This is a genomic window from Amycolatopsis alkalitolerans, from assembly GCF_006152065.1.
GTDB lineage: Bacteria > Actinomycetota > Actinomycetes > Mycobacteriales > Pseudonocardiaceae > Amycolatopsis_E > Amycolatopsis_E alkalitolerans.
Genome location: NZ_VDFW01000008.1, coordinates 163737 through 186510, shown reverse-complemented (window position 1 = coordinate 186510; position 22774 = coordinate 163737). Strand labels below are relative to the sequence as shown.

The window sequence follows — 22774 nt, the reverse complement described above, 5'->3', positions numbered from 1 at the left end:
GGTGAGTTCGGCCTTCACCGCGGGTGAGTCCGGCCGCGGGCGCTCTTGACAATGTTGTGCAAGCGCTTGCACAGTGTTGCATGGACGCCTTGAGCGAAGGAGCGAGATGGCGGCGACGCTGGGCGCGGTGGCCAAGCAGGCCGGCGTCTCGGTCTCCACGGCCTCCCGCGCGTTCAACGAGCCCGGTCGCCTCTCGCCGTCGACCGTCGAGCGTGTCGTCGCGGCGGCCAGGGAGCTCGGGTATCAGCCCAACCATGCGGCCCGCGCACTGGCGACGGGCCGGCGCGGCAGCATCGCGCTCGTCGTGCCCGACGTGGCCAACCCGGTGTTCGCCTCGTTCGTCAAGGCAGCCCAGGCGCAGGGCTGGCAGCAGCGCCAGGCTGTCCTGCTCGCCGACACCGACGAGAGCCCCGAACTGGAGCGCCGGCTGATCGCGCGCCTCCTTCCGCAGGTCGACGGCATCGTGCTGTGCTCGTCCCGGCTCGAACTCGAGGAGCTGGTGTCGCTCGACGCGCGCATCGTCCTGGTCAACCGCGAGGTGCCGCAGCTGCCGTCGGTGCTCGTGGACGCCTCCACCGGTATGCGCCAGGCCGTCGAGCACTTGCACGCCCTCGGGCACCGCAGCCTCGCGTACGTCCAGGGCAGCGCGCTGTCCTGGTCCAACTCCGAACGTCTCCGCCTCATCACCGAGAACGCCGAGCGGCTCGGCGTGGCGCTGGAGATCCTGCATCCGCAGGCCCCGACGTATGACGGCGGGATCGCGGCCGCGGCGAACATCCGGGCTTGCGGCGCGACCGCCGTTGTCACCTACAACGACCTTGTCGCGCTCGGCGCGGTCGCGCAACTGACTGCGATGGGCATCGCGGTGCCCGGCGACGTGAGCGTGATCGGGGTCGACGACATCGCGATGGCGTCGATGTCGGTCCCCCCGATCACGACGATCGCGGTGCCGATGGACCGCGCCGGCCGGGTCAGTATCGAGGTGATGCAGCGCCTGCTCGGCGGGCACGAGGGCGAACCGGCCCTGGTGCGGCTCGAAACCCAGCTGAAGGTCCGCGGGTCCACCGCGGAACCGGTACGGAAGGGAACCCCCGCATGAAGGTCGTGGTGGCCGACGCCAATCTCGTGCCCTACCGGGACCTGCTCGCCCGGCTGTGTCCGGCGGGGACCACGATCTCGACGCATCCACGGCGCGACCGGCTGCCGCAGCTGCTGGCGGAGTCCGACGCCGTGGTGCTCGGCGTCCCGCTGCTGCCCGAAACCGAAGGGATGATCGGCGCCGGACGGCTGCGCGCGATGAAGCCCTCCGCGGTGCTGGTCAACATCGGGCGCGGGCCGCTGTGCGACGAGCAGGCGCTGTACGAGGTGCTGCGCGATCGCGTGATCGCGGGCGCGGCGATCGACGCCCGGGTCGAGGACATCGCGGCGAACATCACGCGGCTGGCCGAGGGCCGCGAGCTCGAGAACCTGGTGGTGCGCTGATGGCGCAACGGATCGCCGAGGCGAAGGTCATCGTGGCGAGCCCGGGCCGCAACTTCGTGACGCTCAAGCTGGTCACCGCCGACGGGGTGGTCGGCTGGGGCGACGCGACCGTCAACGGGCGTGAGCTGGCCGTCGCCGCGTACCTGTCCGAGCATGTGGCGCCGCTGCTGGTCGGGCGGGACGCGGACCGTATCGAGGACACCTGGCAGTACCTCTACCGCGGCGCGTACTGGCGGCGCGGGCCGATCACGATGGCCGCGATCGGCGCGGTGGACATGGCGCTGTGGGACATCAAGGGCAAGATCGCCGGGCTGCCGGTGTACCAGCTGCTCGGCGGCGCTGTGCGCGACAAGGTCCTCACCTACGCCCATGCCACGGGCGCGGATACCGCGGCCCTGCTCGATTCCGTACGGGAGAAGCTCAACCACGGGTTCCGCGCCATTCGTGTCCAAAGTGGAATACCTGGCCTTGACAAGGTGTACGGCGTGAGCGGTGGCAACGCCTATGAGCCTGCGGGCCGCGGGACGCGCCCCGACGAAGAGCCTTGGGACACCGGCAAGTACCTGCGGCATATCCCCGGGGCGCTCGCGGAGGTGCGGGCGGAGGTCGGGCCAGAGGTGAAGGTACTGCACGACGTGCACCACCGCCTGACGCCGACAGAGGCGGCGGGGCTCGGCAAGGCGCTGGAAGATCTGGACCTGTTCTGGCTCGAGGATGTGACCCCGGCCGAGAACCAGGAACTGCTGCGGCAGGTCCGGCGGCACACCACGATCCCGCTCGCGATCGGCGAGGTGTTCAACACGATCTGGGACTGCCAGACGCTCATCACCGAGCGGCTCGTCGACTACATCCGCACCTGCGTCGTGCACGCGGGCGGGATCTCCCACGTACGCAAGATCTTCCACCTTGCCGAGCTGTACCAAGTGGCCGCCGCGCCGCACGGGCCGTCCGATGTCTCACCGGTCAACCTCGCGGCCTCGCTGCACGTCGGCCTCGCCACCCACAACTTCGCGATCCAGGAGTACATGGGCTATCCGGACGCGACCGAGGAAGCGTTTTCTCACGCGTACTCCTATCAGGACGGTCACCTGCATCCCGGGGACGCGCCGGGCCTCGGTGTCGAGCTGGACGAGGAGTTCGCCGCGCGTCATCCGTACCAGCAGGCCTACCTGCCCGTCGCACGGCTGGCCGACGGCACCGTGAAGGACTGGTGAGCATGGCCGGAATCGTCCACTTGGGACTCGGCAACTTCCACCGCGCACACCAGGCGGTGTACACGGCCGCCGCGCCGGACGGGGCGGAGTGGGGCATCCTCGCCGCGGCGAGCTCCTCGCGCACGGTCGTGGATGCCCTGCGACGCCAGGACCTTCGGTACCACGTCGTGGAAATCTCGCCGGCGGAGGCGCGGATCTCCGCGCCCGCCGTGCACACCGGCGTGCTCGTCGCGGCCGAGGAGACCGACGCCCTGCTCGCGGCGATCGCCGCCGAGGAAACGCGGATGATCACCCTTACCGTCACCGAGCACGGCTACTCGTACTCCCCGAAGACGCTCGGGCTCGACCTCGACTCACCGGATGTCAGGCACGACCTGGCCGAGGCGGCACCGCGCACCCCGATCGGGCAGATCGCGCGCGGTCTCCAGCGCCGCGCTCGCACCCACGGCCGTGGCATCACGGTGCTGAGCTGCGACAACCTCGCCGAGAACGGCCGGCACACCCGGCGGCTCGTCCGGGAGTTCGTCGCCGCGCTGCCCGATCCCGCATTGGCCGAATGGATCGATGAATCCGTGACCTTCCCGAACGCGATGGTCGACCGCATCGTGCCCGCGACGACGGACGAGACGCGGCGGATCGTGGCCGAGCGGCTCGGCGTCGAGGATGCGGTGCCGGTGCCCGCGGAGCCGTTCACGATGTGGGTGCTGGAGGACGACTTCGCGCAGGGCCGGCCGCGCTGGGAGGCCGGTGGCGCGATCTTCACCGACGATGTGAGTGCCTATGAGCTGCTGAAACTGCGACTGCTCAACGGAACCCACTCACTGATCGCCTACCTCGGGCTGCTCTCCGGCGCGCGGCACGTCGCGGACTCGGTCGCGCGGCCGTTCGTGGAGCGGGCGGCCCGGCGGGTCATGGCCGAGGACTACCTGCCGACGTTCACCCCGCCGGAGGCCATCGATGTCGAACAGTACATCGAGCAGCTGTTCGCACGGTTCTCGAACTCCGCGCTCGGCCACCGGGCGGCCCAGGTCGGCTCCGACGGCTCGCTCAAGCTGCCGCAGCGGATCACCGAACCGGTGCTGTGGCACCAGAAGCAGGGACGGGTGCCCGGGCAGCTCGCGCTGACCGTGGCGGCGTACCTGTGCTGCCTCGACACCGGGATTCGCGACCCGGCGCTGGAGCGGTTGCGGGCGCTGGATTCCGGCACCGCACGGGAGTTCGTCGAAGCTGTCTTCCACAAAGGACAGATATTCGCGGCAGAGCTGGCCGAGTGCAGCGGGTTCACCGAGCTGGTGGCCGAGCTCGTCGAGGTGATCCGCACGCACGGCGCGGCGCAGGCCGCGGCCATCGTGTGAGAGGGGAGCTCCATGGAGACGAACGCCGCGGTCCTGCACGCGCCCGGCGACATCCGGATCGAAACCGTGCCGGTACGCGAGCTGGGCGCCCGGGACGTGCTGGTCGAGGTGGCGGCCGTCGGCCTGTGCGGTTCCGATCTGCACTACTACGAATCGGGCCGTAACGGCGCGAACGAGCTGCGCCGCCCGACCGTACTCGGGCATGAGATCAGCGGCACCATCCGCGGCGCCGGTCCCGGCGCTTCCTTGAAGCCCGGGACACGGGTTGCCGTCGAGCCGGCGGTGCCCTGCGGAAAATGCCGTTCCTGTCGCGAAGGCCGGTACAACATCTGTCCACAAGGGATCTGCCTTGGCTCGCCGCCGACCGACGGCGGGATCGCAGGCCTGCTCGTGATGCCCGAGGAGTTCGTGCACGTGCTGCCGCCCGGCATGTCGGCCGAGGCCGGCGCGGTGATCGAACCCCTGGCCGTGGCGTGCTGGGCCGTGCGGCGGGCGCGGGCCGGCTTCGGCGAACGGGTGCTGGTGCTCGGTGCGGGCCCGATCGGGGTGCTCGCCGGTCAGGTCGCGAAGGCCGGTGGCGCGTCGGTGACGATCACCGACATCAACCCGTTCCGGCTCGGCGTCGCGGAAGGGCTGGGCCTGAAGTCCTTCCAGGGCGCGGAGGCCGACGTCGTGATCGAATGTTCGGGCGCGCAGCGCGCGTTCTGGTCGGCGCTCGAGTCGGTGCGCCACGGCGGGCGTGCCGTCGTGGTCAGCCAGTCACCGCCCACAGTGGACGGTCTGCCGCTGGCTCTGCTGCAGCGCCGGGAAATCGACCTCATCCCGGTCTTCCGGTACGCACACGTGTTTCCCACCGCGATCGCGCTGGCGGCCAACGGTCAGGTGCGCCTGGACGAACTCGTCACCTCGGCGTTCGATCTCGCGCACACCGCGGACGCCCTGCGCGCCGCCCGCTCCGATCCGCGGCAGCTCAAGGTCGTGATCCACCCCGGCAAGTAGCCCGATCAGTGACGGTAAGGGCGCCTGTCCTCGCTGGTGTACGTCGGCGCCGCGGCCGGGACCGCGCTCGGCGCGGTCGTGTGGATCCTCGTGCAGTTGATGCTCGGCGTTGCTGACCGCGTTCACGAACTCGTGGTGGCCGGTCGCGATCTACATGATGGTGACGATGGCGGGGAGTTTCCTCGCGTCATGGCTCTCGCCGGAGACGAAGGACCGCGACCTGACGTTGGTGGAGGACGCGGTACCCGGCGGGCGGTGAGAGCCGAACTCGCGTGCGGCGAGACCCGGACTCACCTGCGGTGAGAACCCAACCCGCGTGCGGTGGGAGCCGGACTCGCGCGCGGTGGGAGCCGGACTCGCGTTAGTTGGCGGGGGCGGGTTCGGTCCGGGTGGGCCGGCGTTGCAGGGCGCGGGCAACCGGTTCGACGATGCGCGCCGCTGTCGGGCCGAAGATCGCCATCAGCAGGTCCTCGAAAACCAGGATCGACAGCACCACCGGCGTTTCGCGGTTGCCGAGCCGTCCCAGGTCGCCGAGGACCTTCGCGACGATTCCCGACGAAGAGATGTACGTCACGCCCGCCATCACGATCGCGCCGACGGGCCCCCAGCCCAGCAGCAGCGCGACCGCCGCGCCCGGCGCCGCGTTGAGCACGATGTCCAGCAGCCCGGCGAGCCACGAGCGCTTCAGCCCCGTGAACAGTTCCGCCGCCGAATACTCCAGGCCGAGCAGCAACAGCAGCAGCACCACGCCGATCTCGCCGGCCAGATGCGTGAATCCGCCGATGTCCTCGAACGGGATCAGCCCGCCTTGCCCGAAGGCGAGCCCGCCCAGCAGGTACAGCGGGATCGGCGACATCCCGATGCGCGACGCGAGCCTGCCGAGCACACCGAGAACGAAGAAGACGGCGCCGAGTTCGACGAGGGCCAATGCGGTGTGATCCATTTATCCGTTCTTCAGGACTCTGAGGGCGTTCTCGAGCCCGTCGCCAGTGCCGACGGCGACGAGCACATCACCCGCGGTGAACGTGAAATCCGGCCCCGGCGACGGGTGCACCTGACCCGCGCGCATCACCGCGACCACCGAGACCCCGGTGCGGGTGCGCATCGCGGTGTCCCCGAGCGTGCGCCCGTCGAACGGCGCGTTCGCCTTGATCGGCAGCTGGCGGGTGGAGATGCCCGGCTGCTCGCGGTGCTCCTCGGTCAGCTGCGCCACCAGTTGCGGCGCACCGAGCAGGTTCGCCAGCGCGCCCGCCTCGCCCGCGGTCAGCGGCAGCGAAGCCAGGCAGGCGTCCGGATCGTCGGATTTGGACACGATCAGCTCGATCTGCCCGTCCCGGTGGGTCACGACGCCGACGCGCCGACCGTCGCGCAGCGCGAAGTCCCTGCGCACGCCGATACCGGGCAGGGGAGTCACTTCCACGTTCACACCGGTCACCGTACCGGTTTGCCCGATTCGGCCCGGTGCGGCCGCGTGGCCCCCTGCCAGGCAGAATGAACCCGGCGGAGGAACGGTTCGGGGCGAAGGAGGGCATTGGTGACGCTACGTGGAGTGGTCGCGCTGGACGGTCCGTCGGGGACCGGGAAGACCACGGTCGCGCGCAAGCTCGCCGAGCGCCTGAGCGCCGGGTACCTCGACACGGGCGCGATGTACCGGGTGATCACCCTGGCCGTGCTGCGTGCGGGCGTGGACGTGACCGACGCGGACGCGGTCACGGCCGTCGCGCGGGACGCGGTCTTCACCATCGGCACCACCCCCGTCCGCCCGAGCGTCACGCTGGCCGGTGAAGACGTGGCCGCCGAGATCCGCGGACCGGAGGTCAACCACGCCGTCTCGCCGGTCTCGGCCGTCCCGGGCGTCCGTGAGCTGCTGGTCGCGCGCCAGCGGCGGATCATCGGCGAGGTGCTGGCCGAGGTCGGCGGCGTCGTTGTCGAGGGCAGGGACATCGGCACGGTGGTCGCCCCGGACTCGCCGCTCAAGATCTTCCTCACCGCCTCGGCGGAGATCCGGGCCGCGCGGCGCAGCGCGCAGGACACCGCCGCCGGGCGCGAGAGCACGCACGCCGACGCGCTCGCCTCCGTCGACCGCCGTGACCGGCTGGACTCCAGCCGGTCAGCGTCGCCGCTGCGCGCCGCCGAGGACGCGGTGCACCTGGATACCTCCGAGCTGGACATCGATCAGGTGCTCGTCGCGCTCTCGGAGCTGGCGAGCCGCCGCGGCCTGCTCGACTGCGCCGCCGAGGCCACCCGGTGAGCCCACCCGGCCTGCCCGAGGGCGCGTCCGGCCGGCTGCACGATTTCGGCCGGGCGATCGGCAAGGTGCTGTTCCGGCCCGCGTACCGGATCCGCGTGCGGGGGCTCGAACGGGTGCCGCGGACCGGGCCGGTGCTGCTGATCGCCAACCACAGTTCGCTCGTCGAACCGCAGATGATCTTCGGAATGCTGCCGCGGCGTTCGGTGTTCCTCGTCAAGGAGGAGATGTTCACCGGCGCCATCGGGTGGTTCCTCCGGCGGATCGGGCAGGTTCCGGTCCGCCGGGGTGAGCCGGACCGGGCCCCGCTGCTGACCACCGCGAAGATCCTGCGTGAAGGCGGTCTCGTGGGGGTGTTCCCCGAAGGCACCCGCGGGGACGGGAACGTCACGACGGCCGAGCGCGGTGCGGCCTGGCTGCTGCGCGGCACGGACGCGGTCGTGCTCCCGGTCGCGGTCCGCGGCACCAAACGCCCGGCGGGCAGCGGCCGGCGGTTCCGCCCGCGTGTCGACCTGCTGATCGGCAAGCCGTTCCGGGTCGAGGTCGGCAAGGGCCGGGCCGGGCTGGCACAAGCCACCGAAGAACTGCGCGGCACACTCGCCGCGCTCGTGCGCGAACTGGACGAACAGCGCGCGCAGACAGAGAAAGCGAAGTCATGACAGAGCTAGAGGGGGCCGACGGCTCCTGGTCGGACGAGGCCGAGTTCGCCGCGCTCGACGCGCAGGTCGAAGGCCTCGAAGACGATGCCGGGGCGGTGCTGAGCCAGCCGGTGCTCGCCGTCGTCGGGCGGCCGAACGTGGGCAAGTCGACCCTGGTCAACCGGATCCTGGGCCGCCGGGAAGCGGTCGTGCAGGACGTGCCGGGCGTGACCCGTGACCGGATCGCCTACGACGCGATGTGGAACGGCCGCCGGTTCACCGTCGTGGACACCGGCGGCTGGGAACCCGGCGCGAGCGGGCTGCAGGGCGCGGTCGCCGCGCAGGCCGAGATGGCGATGAGCACCGCGGACGCCGTGCTGCTCGTGGTCGACGCGTCGGTCGGGGCGACTACGACCGACGAGGCGGTCGCGAAGGTGCTGCGCCGGTCCAAACGGCCGGTGCTGCTCGCGGCGAACAAGGTCGACGACAACCGCCTGATGGCCGACGTCGCCTCGCTGTGGTCGCTGGGCCTCGGCGAGCCGATGGCCGTGAGCGCGCTGCACGGCCGCAGCTCCGGCGACCTGCTCGACGCGATCGTGCGGGCCCTGCCGGAGGCCCCGCGCGACGGCGGCGAGGGCGCGGCCGGGCCGCGGCGCGTGGCCCTGGTCGGGAAGCCGAACGTGGGCAAGTCCAGCCTGCTCAACAAGCTGACCGGCGAGGAGCGCGCGGTCGTGGACGCGGTCGCCGGCACCACGGTCGATCCGGTCGATTCGCTCGTCGAGCTCGACGGCGAGACCTGGCGGTTCGTCGACACCGCCGGCCTGCGCAAACGCGTGCACACGGCGAGCGGCACCGAGTACTACGCCTCGCTGCGCACCAAGGCGGCCATCGACGCGGCCGAGGTGGTGATCGTGCTGCTCGACGCGAGTGAACCGCTGTCCGAACAGGACTTGCGCGTGCTCACGATGGTCGTGGAGGCCGGGCGCGCGTGCGTGCTGGCGCTGAACAAATGGGACCTCGTCGACGAGGATCGCCGGTACGAGCTGGACAGGGAGCTCGACCGCGGGCTGGTCCGGGTGCCGTGGGCGCGGAAGGTGAACATCTCCGCGCTGACCGGGCGTTCGGTGCGCAAGCTCGCGCCCGCGCTGCGCACCGCACTCGAGTCGTGGGACCGGCGCGTGCCGACGGGGCAGCTCAACGGGTGGCTGTCGGAGCTGATCGCCGCGACGCCGCCGCCCGTGCGTGGCGGCAAGCAGCCGAAGGTGCTGTTCGCGACCCAGGCCGCGATCCGCCCGCCGACGCTGGTGCTGTTCACGACCGGATTTCTCGAGGCCGGGTACCGCCGGTTCGTCGAGCGGAAGTTCCGCGAGCGCTTCGGCTTCGAGGGCTCACCCGTGCGGATCAACGTGCGGGTGCGCGAGAAGCGGGCCAAGAAAGGCAAATGAGACCGGCTCGCTACCTGTCGTTCACCTTCGGGTAAGCTGAATGGCCGCACCGGGCGCCTCACCGGACGAGAGCAGGCCCGACTTGTCCCGAAAGGTGAGTGACGGGCCTTGCTGCCTGCGCTGGACACCCGCTCGAAAGCACTGTTCTGGACCGGTATCTCGGCCAGCGTGCGAACCCTGCTGGACATTTTCGCCGAGACGACGGCGCGCCATCCCGGCGCCGCCGCGATCGACGACGGTACCCAGGTGCTCAGCTACCGGCGGCTCGCCGAAGAGGTCGAGGCCCTTCGGCGGCGGCTGGCCGGGTTCGGCGTCGGCGTCGGCGACCGGGTCGGGGTGCGGATCTCGTCCGGTACGGCGGAGCTGTACGTCGCCATCCTCGCCGTGATGGCGGCCGGGGCCGCGTACGTGCCGGTGGACGCCGACGACCCCGACGAGCGCGCGGACCTGGTGTTCGACGAGGCCGGGGTGTGCGCGGTGCTCACCGACGGTTGCGTGTTGACCCGCCGTTCGGCCCCGATCGGGCGACCCGGCTTGCCCGGTCTGTGGGACGACGCGTGGATCATCTTCACCTCGGGTTCGACGGGGAAGCCGAAAGGGGTGGCGGTGAGCCATTCGGCGGCCGCCGCCTTCGTCGATGCCGAGGCGAGGTTGTTCCTCACCGAAGAGCCGATCGGGCCCGGCGACCGGGTGCTGGCCGGGCTTTCAGTGGCTTTCGACGCTTCGTGTGAGGAGATGTGGCTGGCCTGGCGGCACGGCGCCTGCCTGGTGCCCGCGCCGCGGTCGCTCGTGCGCACCGGCGTGGACCTGGGACCGTGGCTGGTGGCGCAGCGGATCACGATCGTCTCCACGGTGCCGACACTCGCCGCGTTGTGGCCCGCCGACGCGCTCGAGGACGTCCGGTTGCTGATCTTCGGCGGCGAGGCCTGCCCGGCGGAACTGGCCGAGCGTGTCGCGGTCGAGGGCCGCGAGGTGTGGAACACCTACGGTCCCACGGAAGCGACGGTCGTCGCCTGTGCCGCGCCGCTGACCGGGGAAGGGCCGGTGCGGATCGGGCTGCCGCTGGCCGGGTGGCAGCTCGCGGTGATCGACGAGACCGGTGAGCCGGTCGCGATGGGGGAGACCGGGCAGCTGGTCATCGGCGGCGCTGGGCTCGCGCGCTACCTCGACGCGGAGAAGGACGCGGAGAAGTACGCGCCCCTGCCTTCGCTGGGCTGGCCGCGGGCGTACCGCAGCGGTGACCTGGTGCGGGCGGAACCGGAGGGACTGGTGTTCGTCGGCCGCGCCGACGAGCAGATCAAGCTCGGCGGCCGCCGGATCGAGCTGGGCGAGGTCGATACCGCGCTGCGGGCGCTGCCCGGCGTCGCGGCGGCTGCCGCCGCCATCCGCACGACGGCCGCCGGCAACCAGATCCTGGTCGGCTACGTCGTCCCCGACACCCAAACCGCCGAGATCTACCTCCAGGACGCCGAGTTGGACGTTCGGGACGCCGAGTTGGACGTTCAGGACGCCGAGTTCGACTTTGAGGCCGCCAGCGCGCTGCTGCGGGACTGGCTGCCCGCCGCGCTGGTGCCGCTGCTCGCCGTGGTCGGCGACCTGCCGACCCGCACCTCCGGCAAGGTCGACCGTGCCGCGTTGCCGTGGCCGCTGTCCACAGTGGACGCTGAAGAGCTGTCGGGGACCGAGCAGTGGCTTGCCGAAGGCTGGTCGGAGATCCTCGGCGTCGCGCCGGGCGACGCCGAGGCCGACTTCTTCACCCACGGCGGCGGCAGCCTCACCGCCGCTCAGCTGATCGCGCGGATCCGCACGCGGCATCCGCAGGTCTCGGTCAGCGACATCTACCAGCATCCGACGCTCGGCGCGCTCGCCGCGGTGCTGGACGGGCTGAGCACGACCGAGGCCACGCGGCGCGAGATCCGGCCGACGCCCCGGCGAGCCGGGTTCGTGCAGACCCTGTTCATGATTCCGTTGCTACTGCTCGTCGGCCTGCGCTGGACCTCCGTGGTCGCCGGGCTGACGACCGTGCTCGCGGCGGTGGGGGTGGCGTGGGCGCCGGCGGTGCCGTGGTGGGCACTGGTGTCCGCGTGGCTGGTGCTGTTCAGCCCCGCGGGGCGGATCGCGATCGCCGCCGGTGGCGCGAGGCTGCTGCTGCGCGGGGTGCGGCCCGGCAGCTACCCGCGTGGCGGCAGTGTCCACTTGCGATTGTGGGCCGCGGAGAAGCTCGCGGACGTCAGTGGCGCGAGCGCGGTGTCCGGCGCGTCGTGGATGACGCACTACGCGAAAGCCCTGGGCGCCAAGGTCGCCAAGGACGTGGACCTGCATTCACCGCCACCGGTGACGGGCCTGCTCAAGCTCGGGCGCGGCGCCGCGGTCGAGCCCGAGGTCGAGCTGTCCGGGCACTGGGTCGACGGCGATCTCGTGCACATCGGCAAGATCCGGATCGGGGCCGGTGCCCGGATCGGCGCGCGGAGCACGCTGTTTCCCGGTGCCCGGATCGGGAAAGGCGCGGAGATCGCGGCGGGGTCGACCGTGCGGGGCGCGGTGCCGGCCGGGCAGCGCTGGGCCGGGTCCCCGGCCGCGCGCAGCGGTGAGGGCGCGCTGCGCTGGCCGTCCAGCCGCCCGCCGCGTTCGCGCCGGTGGGCCTGGACCTACGGATTGACCTCGATGCTGCTGGGCCTGCTGCCCGCGGTCGCGGCCGTGCCGGGGCTGCTGATCGTCTTGCTCGGCGCGCCCTCGCTGGGGCACATACTGGCGCTCGTGCCGCTCGCGACCGTCGCGTACTTCGTGTCGTACGCGATGCTGGTGCTCGCCGGGGTGCGGGCGCTCGGCTGCGGGATGGCCGAGGGTTACCACCCCGTGCACGGCCGGATGGCGTGGCAGGTGTGGGCGACCGAGCGGCTGATGGACCTGGCGCGCACCGCGCTGTTTCCCTTGTACGCCAGCCTGTTCACCCCGGTCTGGTTGCGGTTGCTCGGCGCGAAGGTCGGTCGTGACGTCGAAGCGTCGACGGTGCTCGCGCTGCCGAAGATGACCAAAGTGGACGATGGCGCGTTCCTCGCCGACGACACCATGGTCGCGACCTACGAGCTGGGCCACGGGTGGCTGCACGTCGCGCCGGCCAGGATCGGCAAGCAGGCGTTCCTCGGTAACTCCGGGATGACCGCGCCCGGCCGGGCGGTGCCGAAACGCGGTCTGGTCGGGGTACTGTCGTCGACTCCGCGCAAGGCGAAGAAAGGGTCGTCGTACCTGGGGATGCCACCGATGCCGCTGCGCCGCGCCGTCGAGGTCGCCGACGCGAGCCGCACCTACCGGCCGTCGCGGCGGCTCAAACTCGCCCGGGCCGCGGTCGAGCTGTGCCGGATCGTGCCGGTGATGGGCGCGGTCGCGCTCGCGGTGCTGGTGGCCGCCGGGATCGGAGCGGTGTGGGCCGCTGCCGGGCTGTGGGCGGCGGCGCTGGTATCGCCGCTGCTGCTGGCCGGCGCCGGACTGATTGCCGCCGCGACCGCTTCGGTGATGAAGTGGTTGCTGGTGGGCAGGTTCCGGGCGGTCGAGCATCCACTGTGGAGCTCGTTCGTTTGGCGTGACGAGCTGGCCGACACCTTCGTCGAAGCGCTCGCCGTGCCGTGGCTGATCGGTTCGATCGGCGGCACCCCGCTGCTGACGGCGTGGCTGCGGACGATGGGGGCGCGGATCGGGCGCGGGGTATGGCTGGAAACGTACTGGTTGCCGGAAGCGGATCTGGTGCGGCTCGGCGACGGTGCGACCGTCAACCGGGGCTGTGTCGTGCAGACGCATTTGTTCCATGACCGGATCATGAGCATGAGCGAGGTGAGCCTCGACGAGGGTGCCACCCTGGGCCCGCATGGGATCGTGCTGCCCGGTGCCACGATCGGTGCCCGGACCACGGTCGGCCCCGGCTCGCTGGTGACGCGCGGGGACGCGGTGCCGGCGGACTCACGCTGGCTCGGTAACCCGATTTCGGCATGGGGAAGCCGGGTTTGAGGTCGGCGCTGCGCTCGCACGGGGACGAGGGCTACCAGGTCACGCACTACGACCTCGACCTCGACTACAAGATCGTGCCCAACCGGCTGTCGGCGCGGGCGAAGCTCTCCGCGGCGGCGCCGCGCCCGCTGTCGAAGTTCGGACTCGATTTGGCCGGGTTCAGGGTCGCCGGGGTGCACGTCGACGGGCGTGCGGCGAGGTTCACCCACAGCGGGCACCGGCTCACGGTGAAGCCGGCCAAACCCGTGGTCGGACGATTCACCGTGGAGGTCCGGTATTCGGGCAACCCGAAGCCGGTCGGCGGGCGCTGGGGCGACATCGGCTGGGACGAGCTGGCCGACGGGGTGCTCGTCGCGAGCCAGCCCGTCGGCGCGCCCTCGTGGTTCCCGTGCAACGACCGTCCGGCTGACAAGGCGTCCTACCAGGTCACGGTCACGACCTCGTCGGCCTACGCGGTGCTGGTGACCGGGGAGCTGCTGTTCCGGCACACCGGCGCCAGCACGACCAGGTGGGTGTACGAGCGCCGCGAGCCGACGGCTACGTACCTCATGAGCGTCCAAATCGGACGATATGAGGATTTGGAACTGCCCTCGTCGCAACGGCTGGCTGTGCCGCGTCGGCTGGTTCCGTTGGCGCGTCATGATTTCGCACGGCAACCGGAGATGGCTCTGCTTTTCTCGCGGCTGTTCGGCCCGTACCCGTTCGGCGAGTACGTCGTCGTGGTCACCGATGACGAGCTCGAAGATCCCGTTGAGGCACAGGGGATGGCGATCTTCGGCCGGAACCATGTGGACGGACGCCGGACACATGAGCGGCTGGTGGCGCACGAGCTGGCGCACCAGTGGTTCGGCAATAGTCTGACGATTGCGGACTGGCGGCATATCTGGCTGAACGAGGGTTTCGCGACCTATGCGGAGTGGCTGTGGTCGGAAGAGTCCGGCGGCCCGTCGGTGGCTGAGCTGGCCCGGCAGTGGCGGGCTCGCTTGGAGTCGCTGCCGCAGGACCTCGTCATCGCGGACCCGGGCGAAGCGAACCTGTTCGACGAGCGCGTGTACAAGCGGGGCGCGCTTACTCTGCACGCCCTGCGCGGCCGTGTGGGTGATGAGGTGTTCTTCGCGCTGCTGCGTTCGTGGGCGGACGCGCACCGGCATGGCACTGTGACGACGGCTGGGTTTATCGTGCATGCCGGGGCCGCGACCAGCGAATCATTGGATGATTTGTTCACGGCTTGGTTGGACCGCCCGGCACTGCCGGATTGACGGTCGGCACCGTCGGGGACGGTGAACTCGACGGTTGGGGGGTTGGGGTGAGCAGGTGGGCGGCCTCGAGCGCGAGGGGGTCGAGCGTTTCGGGTGCGGTGGCGGCGTGGTGATCCAGGTCTGCGCGCATGCGCGGGTCCCAGAACTGGCGGATGTGTGCGGCGATCGCGGCGGCTGCCTCCTTGGGTGGGAGGTGGTGGAACTGGGCCGCGATCTCGTTCGCGAGCCGCACCTGGGGTGATTCGGTGTGCATCAGTCCGCCAGTGCCGGGACCGCGTCCTGGGCCGGGTCCGCTGTCGTTGTTGGTGTTGTGAGTCCGACTTGGACGGCGGTGACTTTGTATTCGGGGCAGTTGGTGGCCCAGTCGGAGTTTTCGGTGGTGACGACGTTCGCGCCGGTGACCGGGTGGTGGAAGGTGGTGTAGACCACGCCGATGGGCATGCGGTCGGAGATGTGCGCGTGCAGCGTGGTGTGGCCGACGCGGCTGGTGAGGGTGACTTCGTCGCCGTTGCGGATGCCGCGGACGTCGGCGTCGTGGGGGTGGATTTCCAGTATGTCTTCGGGGTGCCAGGCCACGTTCTCGGTGCGGCGGGTCTGCGCGCCGACGTTGTACTGGGACAGGATCCGCCCGGTGGTGAGGATGAGCGGGTATTTGCGTGTGCTGCGTTCGCGGGTGGGCACGAACGGGGTGGGCACGAAGCGGCCCTTGCCGCGCACGAACCCGTCGACGTGCATGATCGGCGTGCCCTCGGGAGCCTTGTCGTTGCACGGCCATTGCACGCTGCCGAGCTTGTCGAGTTTCTCGAACGACACGCCCGCGAACGTCGGGGTGAGCGCGGCGATTTCGGCCATGATCTCCCGCGGGTGGGTGTAGGACATGGGGTAGCCCATGGCTTGGGCGATCTCGCACACGATCTCCCATTCGTGCTTGCCGGACTTCGGTGGCATCACGGGCCGGACCCGGTTGATGCGGCGTTCGGCGTTGATGAACGTGCCGTCCTTCTCCAGGAACGAGGTGCCGGGCAGGAACACGTGCGCGAATTTCGCGGTTTCGTTGAGGAACAGGTCTTGGACCACCACAAGGTCCATCGCGGCCAGCGCGGCGGTGACGTGCTGGGTGTTCGGGTCGGACTGGGCGATGTCCTCGCCTTGGACGAATAGTCCGCGGAAGGTGCCGTCGAGCGCGGCGTCGAACATGTTCGGGATCCGCAGCCCGGGTTCGGCCAGCAGGTGCCGTTCCCACAGGTCCTCGAATGTGGTGCGGACGGTGTCGTCGGAGATGTGCCGGTAGCCGGGCAGTTCGTGCGGGAATGAGCCCATGTCACACGAGCCTTGCACGTTGTTCTGCCCGCGCAGCGGGTTGATGCCGACGCCGTCGCGGCCGATGTTGCCGGTGGCCATGGCGAGGTTGGCCATGCCCATCACCATGGTGGAGCCCTGGCTGTGCTCGGTGACCCCGAGTCCGTAGTAGATCGCCGCGTTGCCGCCGGTGGCGTACAACCGGGCGGCGGCACGCAGGTCGGCGGCGGGGACGCCGGTGATTTCCTCGGTGGCTTCCGGGCTGTTCTCGGGGCGGGCGATGAACTCCGCCCACTCGTCGAACTCCTCGCACCGTTCATCCACAAAGGACTGATCTGTCAGGTTCTCGGTGACCACCACGTGTGCGAACGCGTTGACCACCGCGACGTTCGTACCCGGCGCCAGCTTCAAATGATGCTGGGCTTCGACGTGCGGCGAACGGACCAGGTCGATCCGGCGGGGGTCGATCACGATCAGCTTCGCGCCCTCGCGCAACCTGCGCTTCATACGCGAGGCGAACACCGGATGCGCGTCGGTGGGGTTGGCGCCGATCACCACGATCACGTCGGCTTTCGCGACGGATTTGAAGTCCTGGGTGCCGGCGGACGTGCCGAAGGTCTGCTTCAGCCCGTAGCCGGTCGGGGAGTGGCAGACGCGGGCGCAGGTGTCGACGTTGTTGTTGCCGAACGCCGCCCGCACCATCTTCTGCACCACATACACTTCCTCGTCGGTGCAGCGCGACGAGGTGATCCCCCCGATCGCCCCGGCACCATAGCGGGCCTGGATCTCCCGCATCTTCTCCGCGACATAGGAGATGGCGGTTCCCCAGTCGACCTCACGCCACTGGTCCTGGATGGACTCACGGATCATGGGGTTGAGTACCCGGTCCGGATGCGTGGCGTAGCCGAACGCGAACCGGCCCTTCACACAGCTGTGGCCCTCGTTGGCGCCGCCGTCCTTGTACGGCACCATCCGCACCAGCTCGTCCCCGCGCAGCTCAGCCTTGAACGAGCAGCCGACCCCGCAGTAGGCGCACGTGGTCAGCACGGTGCGGGTCGGCATGCCCAGGTCCACCACGGACTTCTCTTCCAATGTCGCGGTGGGGCAGGCCTGCACACACGCCCCGCACGAGACACATTCGGAGTCCATGAACAGCTCGCCAGCCCCGGGGGAGACTTTCGAGTCGAACCCGCGGCCCTCGATCGTCAGCGCGAATGTGCCCTGCACCTCATCGCAGGCGCGGACACACCGCGAACACACGATGCACTTCGACGCGTCGAAATCGAAGTACGGGTTCGAGGTGTCGGTCTCGGCGTCGAGATGGTTCTTGCCCTCGTAGCCATAGCGCACCTGCCGCAGCCCGACGACACCGGACATGTCCTGCAACTCGCAATCCCCATTCGCGGCGCAGGTCAGGCAATCCAGCGGGTGGTCGGAAATGTAGAGCTCCATCACGCCCTGGCGCAGCTTCTCCAACCGCGGGGTCTGGGTGTGCACCCGCATCCCGTCGGCGACCGGGGTGGTGCACGAGGCCGGGGTGCCTTTGCGGCCTTCGATCTCCACCAGGCACAACCGGCACGAGCCGAACGCCTCCAGACTGTCGGTGGCGCACAGTTTCGGAATGTCCACACCGGACAGCGCGGCCGCGCGCATGACAGAGGTGCCTTCGGGGACGGTGACCGGCTGGCCGTCGACCTGCAGTGACACGGTCGCCGGGCCCGCCTTGCCAGGCGTACCGAGGTCAGGTTCGGTCAACAGACTCATGAGAAATCCTCCGGGAAGTGCAGCAGCGCGCTGCGCACCGGGTTGGGCGTGAGCCCGCCCATCGCGCACAGCGAACCGTCGGTCATCAGCTCGCACAGGTCGTTCAACAACGCCAGGTTCCCCTCAGGGTCCTGGCCGGCGACGATGCGGTCGATCACCTCGACCCCGCGTACCGAACCCACCCGGCACGGCGTGCATTTACCGCACGACTCCTCCGCGCAGAATTCCATCGCGAAGCGGGCCATCGCCGCCATGTCCACCGTGTCGTCGAACACCACGATCCCCCCATGCCCCAGCATCGCCCCCACCTGCGCGAACGCCTCGTAATCCATCGGCAAATCCAGCTGCGACACCGGAATGTAGGCCCCCAGCGGGCCGCCGACCTGGATCGCCCGCACCGGGCGACCGGTGCGAGTGCCGCCACCATAGTCGCCCACCAGCTCACCGAGGGTGATCCCGAACGCGGTCTCGAACACGCCACCGCGCGCGATATTCCCGGCCAGCTGGAACACCTGCGTGCCGCGCGAACGCCCCACCCCCAGATCGGCGTAGGCGGCGGCACCCTGGGCGAGGATGGCCGGGACCGAGGCCAGCGTCAGCACGTTGTTGACCACGGTCGGTTTCCCGAACAGCCCGGTGATCGCGGGGATCGGCGGCTTCGCCCGCACCATCCCGCGCTTGCCCTCGAGGCTGTCCAGCATCGACGTTTCCTCGCCGCAGATATAGGCGCCCGCCCCGACCCGCACGAACAGGTCGAACCTCATACCGGTGCCCAGCACGTCCTCGCCGAGCCACCCCGCCGCCCGGGCCCGCCGGATCGCCTCGCGCAGCACCCGCACCGCATCCGGATACTCCGACCGGACATACACATAACCCTCGGTCGCGCCGACCGCGTAGGCGGCGATCGTCATACCCTCGATCAGAGCGTACGGATCGCCCTCCATCAGCATCCGGTCCGCGAACGTGCCGCTGTCGCCCTCGTCGGCGTTGCAGCACACGAACTTCAGCTCACCCGAGGCCTCCGCCACCGTCTTCCACTTGACCCCAGCCGGGAAACCAGCGCCGCCGCGGCCCCGCAAACCGGACTCGGTCACCTCAGCGACAACCCCATCCGGCCGCTTCGCCAGCGCCGCACGCAAACCCGCCAGCCCGCCGTTCGCCTCATAGTCCGTTGTGGACAATGGATCCGTGACACCGACGCGGGTGAAACACAACCGCGTCTGCGCCCGCATCCACGGCAGCTCCTCGACAAGCCCCTGGCACAGCTCGTGATCTTCACCCCGCGCGAGGATCTCACCGACCGCCTCCGGGCTGACCGGCCCATAGCCGACACGGCCACGATCAGTCTCAAACTCCACCAACGGTTCCAGCCACAACATGCCACGAGAACCGTTGCGCACCACCGTGGCGCCCGCGGCCTCGAACGCCGTCGCCACCACATCCGCGCCCACCGACCGAGCCGCCGAATCACCGGGGACGTAAACCTTCATGACCCCGCCGTTTCCCTCGCCAACACCGCATCCAGCGCGGACGGATCCAACCGTCCGTACAACCGGCCGTTCACCTGTGCCGCCGGACCCAGCGCGCAGTTACCCAGACAAAACACCTGACCCAGCGTGATCGAACCGTCCGGAGTCGTCTGGCCGACCTTGATACCCAGTACCTGCTCGGCATGCGCGACCAACCGCTCCGCACCCACCGACTGACAGGCCTCCGCCCGGCACAACCGGACACCCGTGCGGCCCGCCGGCTCCGAACGGAAATCCGAATAGAAACTCACCACACCATGCACCTCCGCGCGGGAGATGTTCAACTCGTCGGCCAGCAGCGGGACGACCTCCTGATCCACACACCCGAACTCATCCTGGATCGCATGCAGGATCGGCATGAGCGAGCCACGCTCGCCCTGGTGCGCGGCCACGATCGCCCGCACTCGCTCCCTGGCATCCACCGTCATTACCGCGCCTCCGCTCCGAGGTCGGTCCATACTGTATGCAGCAACCGTAACCGGCTGCGGGCCTGATGGGAAGGCCTCGTGAAGTTCCGCCTGCCCGCCAGGCTTCTTCTCAGTCTCTCAGTGCTGGCAAGCCCCCGCCGAGGTTTTCCGCGTGGTGAAAACGCGGAGTGCCTGCTCGAATGTCCGGCCCGGGTGAGGTGGGAGGGCTGTGGCTCGCCGGAGCGTGACTCAGTTGAGTTGAAAGCCCGGCTCGCGTGGCGCGAGGGCCGATTCGGGTGGGTAGAGGCCGGGCTTGGGCGAGTTCAGACCCGGCTTGGGTTACGCGGGAGCCCAACGCGTGCGGCGAGAGCCGAACTCATGGGGCGTGAATTCCGACTCGCGAGGTTAGTTGGGGATGCCGAGGGGGGTGGTGGTGAAGGGACCACCGACGTAGCGGGCGGCGTCGCCGGTGGGGGCGGCGGCGGTGATCTCGTCGGCGAACTTCTCCGCGTCGTCGAAGGACTTGTAGCCCAGCGCTTCCGCCTCGGCGAGGGAGTAGATGCGGCGCGTGTTGTCCGAAACGCCCCAGATGATCCGGTATCCCGGCGACGGGAAGGTCAGGCAGGCCTCGAACAACCGGCCGGCGTCGTCGGGCGAGAGCCAGGTGGCCAGGCCGCGCACGCCAGGCGGCCGCTCGAAACACGAGCCGATGCGGATGCAGACGACGTCCATCCCGAACCGCGAGTGGTACAGGCTGCCCAGCGCCTCGATGGCCGCCTTGCTGACCCCATAGAACGTGTCCGGCCGCGGCGTGGAGTCCGCGGGCAGGTCCTCGGTGACCTCCCGGAACCCCACCGCGTGGTTGCTCGACGCCAGGATCACCCGCGAAACCCCCGCCGTCCGCGCGGCGTCGAGCACGACCTGCGTCCCGGTGATGTTGACCTCGGCGGTCTGCGCCCACGAGTTTTCCCGGCTGTGCCCGCCGAGATGGACCACCGCGTCCACGTCGTGGCACGCCACCGCCATCACCTCGGGATCGGTCACCGAGCCGTTCAGCACCTCGTCGCCGTCGGCGTGCGGCCCCGCGAGGTCCAGCAGCCGCAGGGTCCGTCCGGCCTGGCGAAGGCGGGGCCGCAGCAGGGTGGCCACGCCCCCGGCGGCGCCGGTGATCAGTACACGCATCTTCTTCCCCTCAGCGGATTCCGGCGCGGCGCAACTGCCCGCCCAGTTCGGTGGCGGTCTGGGCGAGCAACTCGCCCACGTGTGTCGCTTCGGCGTCGGTGACCTCCCCGACCGGAATGGAACAGCTCATCGCGTCCGTCCCCGGGATCCGGTACGGCACCACGGCCGCGACGCAGCGCACGCCCGGCGAGCCCTCTTCGACCTCGGCCGCGAACCCGCGCTGCCGCGTGGCTTCGCATTCGGCCAGCAGGCCGTCCAGCGAAGTGATGGTGCGCGGCGTCAGCGCGGGCAACCCGGCGGGGAACAGGGCACCGATCTCGGCCTGGGTCAGTTCGGCGAGCAAAGCCTTGCCCAGCGCCGTCGCATGCGCGGGGAGCGTGCGCCCGACGCGCGACACCAGGTGCGTCGAATGCCGGGACTCGCGGGTCTCCAGGTACACCACCTGCGCGCCGTCGCGGCGCGCGTAGTGCGCGGTGAACCCGGTCCGCTCGCGCACCGCTTCGAGCGCCTCGGTCGCGTACGGGATCGCGGGATCGCGGTCGAGATACGCCGTGCCGCAGATGAGCGCCCGGACGCCGAGCCGGTAACGCGCGGTGCCCGGGTCGGCCTCGAGCCAGCCCGCCTCATACAGCGTGCGTAGCAGGCCGTGCAGGCTGGACCGGGGAAAACCGGTCTTCGCGTGCAGGTCGGACAGCGACAGCCAGGCGTCCTGCGCGGCGAAGGTTTCCAGGAGTTCGACGGTGCGCCGCGCGGACTTGACGCCCGACGGTTCACCCGCGATCGCTGCCAGTTCCGCCATGGATCCCCTCCGTTGACTCGCGACGCCCGCGATACTAGCGTTCCCAGACGCTGTTCAATACACGGATTACGTTCATGGATGTGAAACGTGAAGGTCGTCGGCTACGCCTACCCGTGGGACGTGATCGAACCCGGTTTCGTGGACAGGGTCAGGCGGCTCGGCGTGGACGAGGTGGCCGTCGCGGTCGCCTACCACTCGGCGCGAGCCGCGACCCCGTGGTCCCGAACCGGGACCGCGGTGCACGCCCGGCACGCGGCGTTCTACCGGCCGGTCCGCGACGAGCGCTGGTCGCGGCTGCGCCCCGTCACCCCGGACTGGATGGACTCGCCTGACAGCGCCGCCGCCGCGGTCGCCGTGCTGGACGAGGCCGGGATCCCCGCCGCGGCCTGGCTCGTGCTGACGCACAATTCCGTGCTGGGTACGGAGTTTCCGGAACTGACCGTGCGGAACTGCTTCGGTGAGCGGTATCCGTGGGCGCTGTGCCCCGCCCACGAGCCGGTCCGGGATTACGCGGTGACGCTGGTCGAGGAAGCTTTGGCTGGGTTGGACTTCTCCTCAGTCGTTCTCGAGGCCTGCGGGCAACTCGGCGTGGTTCACCAGTGCCGCCATGAGAAGACCGACGCCGTGTGGTCGCCTGCGGCGGCGAAGCTGCTGTCCGTGTGCTGCTGCGAGGCATGCGGCGTGGAAGAATCTTTCCGGGAAGATGTTCTCCGGCTAATCGCTGACCCGCGAGAGGATGCGGTCCTGGACGAGGCGCTCCTGACGGCGAGGCACACCGCCACCGACCTGCTGCGCCGTGCCGTCCTCGACCGGATCGATCTCCCGGTGGCCCTGCACGGCGATCTCGACCCGTGGGCGACCGGCGCGCTCCCGGGCTTGACCGCGAGCGCGGCGGAGGAGGTCGGCACCGTCGTGCTGCCGTGCTGGCAGCCAGGGGAGGAAGTCGTCAGGGCGGCGCGCACTCGACTACCGTCGGTGGAGATCGGGGCGTACGTGACGGCACTCGGCGCCGCGCCCGACCTGAAGGCGTACACCGGGCGACTGCGGGAAGCCGGAGCCGACCAGGTGCACCTGTACCACCTTGGGCTCGCCGGCCCGGCCCGATGGGAAGAGCTGCGAGGCGCCGTGGAAGCCGCGGCCTAGAGAAAGGAA

At 70.2% G+C, this 22774-nt stretch carries 19 protein-coding genes and 1 pseudogene; 12 read left to right on the top strand and 8 right to left on the bottom strand.

Going from position 1 to position 22774, the window contains the following annotated elements; translation table 11 throughout:
* Positions 1-106 precede the first annotated feature (106 nt).
* The 6 genes from FG385_RS12505 (at position 107) to FG385_RS33890 (ending at position 5309) form a co-directional block, all read left to right on the top strand.
* The gene (locus FG385_RS12505) at positions 107-1099 is read left to right on the top strand and encodes a LacI family DNA-binding transcriptional regulator (protein ID WP_139096852.1); all 993 of its coding nucleotides are present in this window, start codon (positions 107-109) and stop codon (positions 1097-1099) included.
* Entirely contained in the window at positions 1096-1482 is a 387-nt protein-coding gene (locus tag FG385_RS12500) for an NAD(P)-dependent oxidoreductase (protein ID WP_139096851.1), read from the top strand. Before FG385_RS12505 ends, FG385_RS12500 begins: the two co-directional genes overlap by 4 nt.
* Positions 1482-2696, top strand: a complete 1215-nt coding sequence (manD, locus tag FG385_RS12495; RefSeq protein ID WP_139096850.1) for a D-mannonate dehydratase ManD — start codon at positions 1482-1484, stop codon at positions 2694-2696. Before FG385_RS12500 ends, manD begins: the two co-directional genes overlap by 1 nt.
* A 2-nt stretch (positions 2697-2698) precedes the next feature.
* Entirely contained in the window at positions 2699-4051 is a 1353-nt protein-coding gene (locus tag FG385_RS12490; RefSeq protein ID WP_139096849.1) for a mannitol dehydrogenase family protein, read from the top strand.
* A 12-nt stretch (positions 4052-4063) separates the two neighbouring features.
* The gene (locus tag FG385_RS12485; protein WP_139096848.1) at positions 4064-5050 is read left to right on the top strand and encodes an NAD(P)-dependent alcohol dehydrogenase; all 987 of its coding nucleotides are present in this window, start codon (positions 4064-4066) and stop codon (positions 5048-5050) included.
* Positions 5051-5159: 109 nt separating this feature from the next.
* Positions 5160-5309, top strand: coding sequence for a hypothetical protein (locus FG385_RS33890; RefSeq protein WP_160148780.1), 150 nt, complete (start codon positions 5160-5162; stop codon positions 5307-5309).
* 153 nt (positions 5310-5462) lie between these two features.
* On the opposite strand, the pseudogene FG385_RS12480 reads toward FG385_RS33890, so the two are convergent.
* A pseudogene (locus FG385_RS12480) lies at positions 5463-5993 on the bottom strand (cation:proton antiporter); the annotation flags it as partial.
* Positions 5994-6476: a cation:proton antiporter regulatory subunit gene (locus tag FG385_RS12475; protein WP_139096847.1), complete on the bottom strand. Its 483-nt coding sequence runs from the start codon at positions 6474-6476 to the stop codon at positions 5994-5996.
* Between the two features lie 123 nt (positions 6477-6599).
* On the opposite strand from FG385_RS12475, the gene cmk reads away from it, so the two are divergent.
* From cmk to FG385_RS12450, 5 genes are all read left to right on the top strand, one after another.
* Positions 6600-7301: a (d)CMP kinase gene (cmk, locus tag FG385_RS12470; RefSeq protein ID WP_139096882.1), complete on the top strand. Its 702-nt coding sequence runs from the start codon at positions 6600-6602 to the stop codon at positions 7299-7301.
* Entirely contained in the window at positions 7298-7957 is a 660-nt protein-coding gene (locus tag FG385_RS12465; protein WP_139096846.1) for a lysophospholipid acyltransferase family protein, read from the top strand. Before cmk ends, FG385_RS12465 begins: the two co-directional genes overlap by 4 nt.
* Complete coding sequence (gene der, locus FG385_RS12460) at positions 7954-9381, top strand: ribosome biogenesis GTPase Der (protein WP_139096845.1); 1428 nt, start codon at positions 7954-7956, stop codon at positions 9379-9381. Before FG385_RS12465 ends, der begins: the two co-directional genes overlap by 4 nt.
* A 108-nt stretch (positions 9382-9489) precedes the next feature.
* A complete protein-coding gene (locus FG385_RS12455) occupies positions 9490-13383 on the top strand; it encodes a Pls/PosA family non-ribosomal peptide synthetase (protein WP_139096844.1) in 3894 nt (1297 codons plus the stop codon).
* Positions 13365-14642 carry a M1 family metallopeptidase gene (locus FG385_RS12450; protein WP_139096843.1) on the top strand — a complete coding sequence of 426 codons (1278 nt, stop codon included), beginning with the start codon at positions 13365-13367 and terminating at the stop codon, positions 14640-14642. The genes FG385_RS12455 and FG385_RS12450 overlap by 19 nt, the downstream gene beginning before the upstream one ends.
* Here the strand turns inward: FG385_RS12450 and FG385_RS12445 are convergent.
* The 6 genes from FG385_RS12445 to FG385_RS12420 all read right to left on the bottom strand — a co-directional run bounded on the left by FG385_RS12445 (position 14605) and on the right by FG385_RS12420 (position 21622).
* Positions 14605-14895 (bottom strand): formate dehydrogenase subunit delta, encoded by a 291-nt coding sequence (locus FG385_RS12445; protein ID WP_139096842.1) that lies wholly within the window; start codon positions 14893-14895, stop codon positions 14605-14607. The two genes, FG385_RS12450 and FG385_RS12445, sit on opposite strands and share 38 nt — an antisense overlap.
* Positions 14895-17705: a formate dehydrogenase subunit alpha gene (gene fdhF / locus FG385_RS12440; RefSeq protein WP_139096841.1), complete on the bottom strand. Its 2811-nt coding sequence runs from the start codon at positions 17703-17705 to the stop codon at positions 14895-14897. Before fdhF ends, FG385_RS12445 begins: the two co-directional genes overlap by 1 nt.
* Positions 17702-19195: a formate dehydrogenase beta subunit gene (locus tag FG385_RS12435; RefSeq protein ID WP_139096840.1), complete on the bottom strand. Its 1494-nt coding sequence runs from the start codon at positions 19193-19195 to the stop codon at positions 17702-17704. Before FG385_RS12435 ends, fdhF begins: the two co-directional genes overlap by 4 nt.
* A complete protein-coding gene (locus FG385_RS12430; RefSeq protein WP_139096839.1) occupies positions 19192-19662 on the bottom strand; it encodes a formate dehydrogenase subunit gamma in 471 nt (156 codons plus the stop codon). Before FG385_RS12430 ends, FG385_RS12435 begins: the two co-directional genes overlap by 4 nt.
* Positions 19663-20046: 384 nt before the next feature.
* Positions 20047-20823, bottom strand: coding sequence for an NAD-dependent epimerase/dehydratase family protein (locus tag FG385_RS12425; RefSeq protein WP_139096838.1), 777 nt, complete (start codon positions 20821-20823; stop codon positions 20047-20049).
* Between the two features lie 10 nt (positions 20824-20833).
* The gene (locus tag FG385_RS12420; protein ID WP_139096837.1) at positions 20834-21622 is read right to left on the bottom strand and encodes an IclR family transcriptional regulator; all 789 of its coding nucleotides are present in this window, start codon (positions 21620-21622) and stop codon (positions 20834-20836) included.
* Between the two features lie 87 nt (positions 21623-21709).
* On the opposite strand from FG385_RS12420, the gene FG385_RS12415 reads away from it, so the two are divergent.
* On the top strand, positions 21710-22765 hold the full coding sequence (locus FG385_RS12415; protein ID WP_139096836.1) for a hypothetical protein: 1056 nt from the start codon (positions 21710-21712) through the stop codon (positions 22763-22765).
* Positions 22766-22774 lie beyond the last annotated feature (9 nt).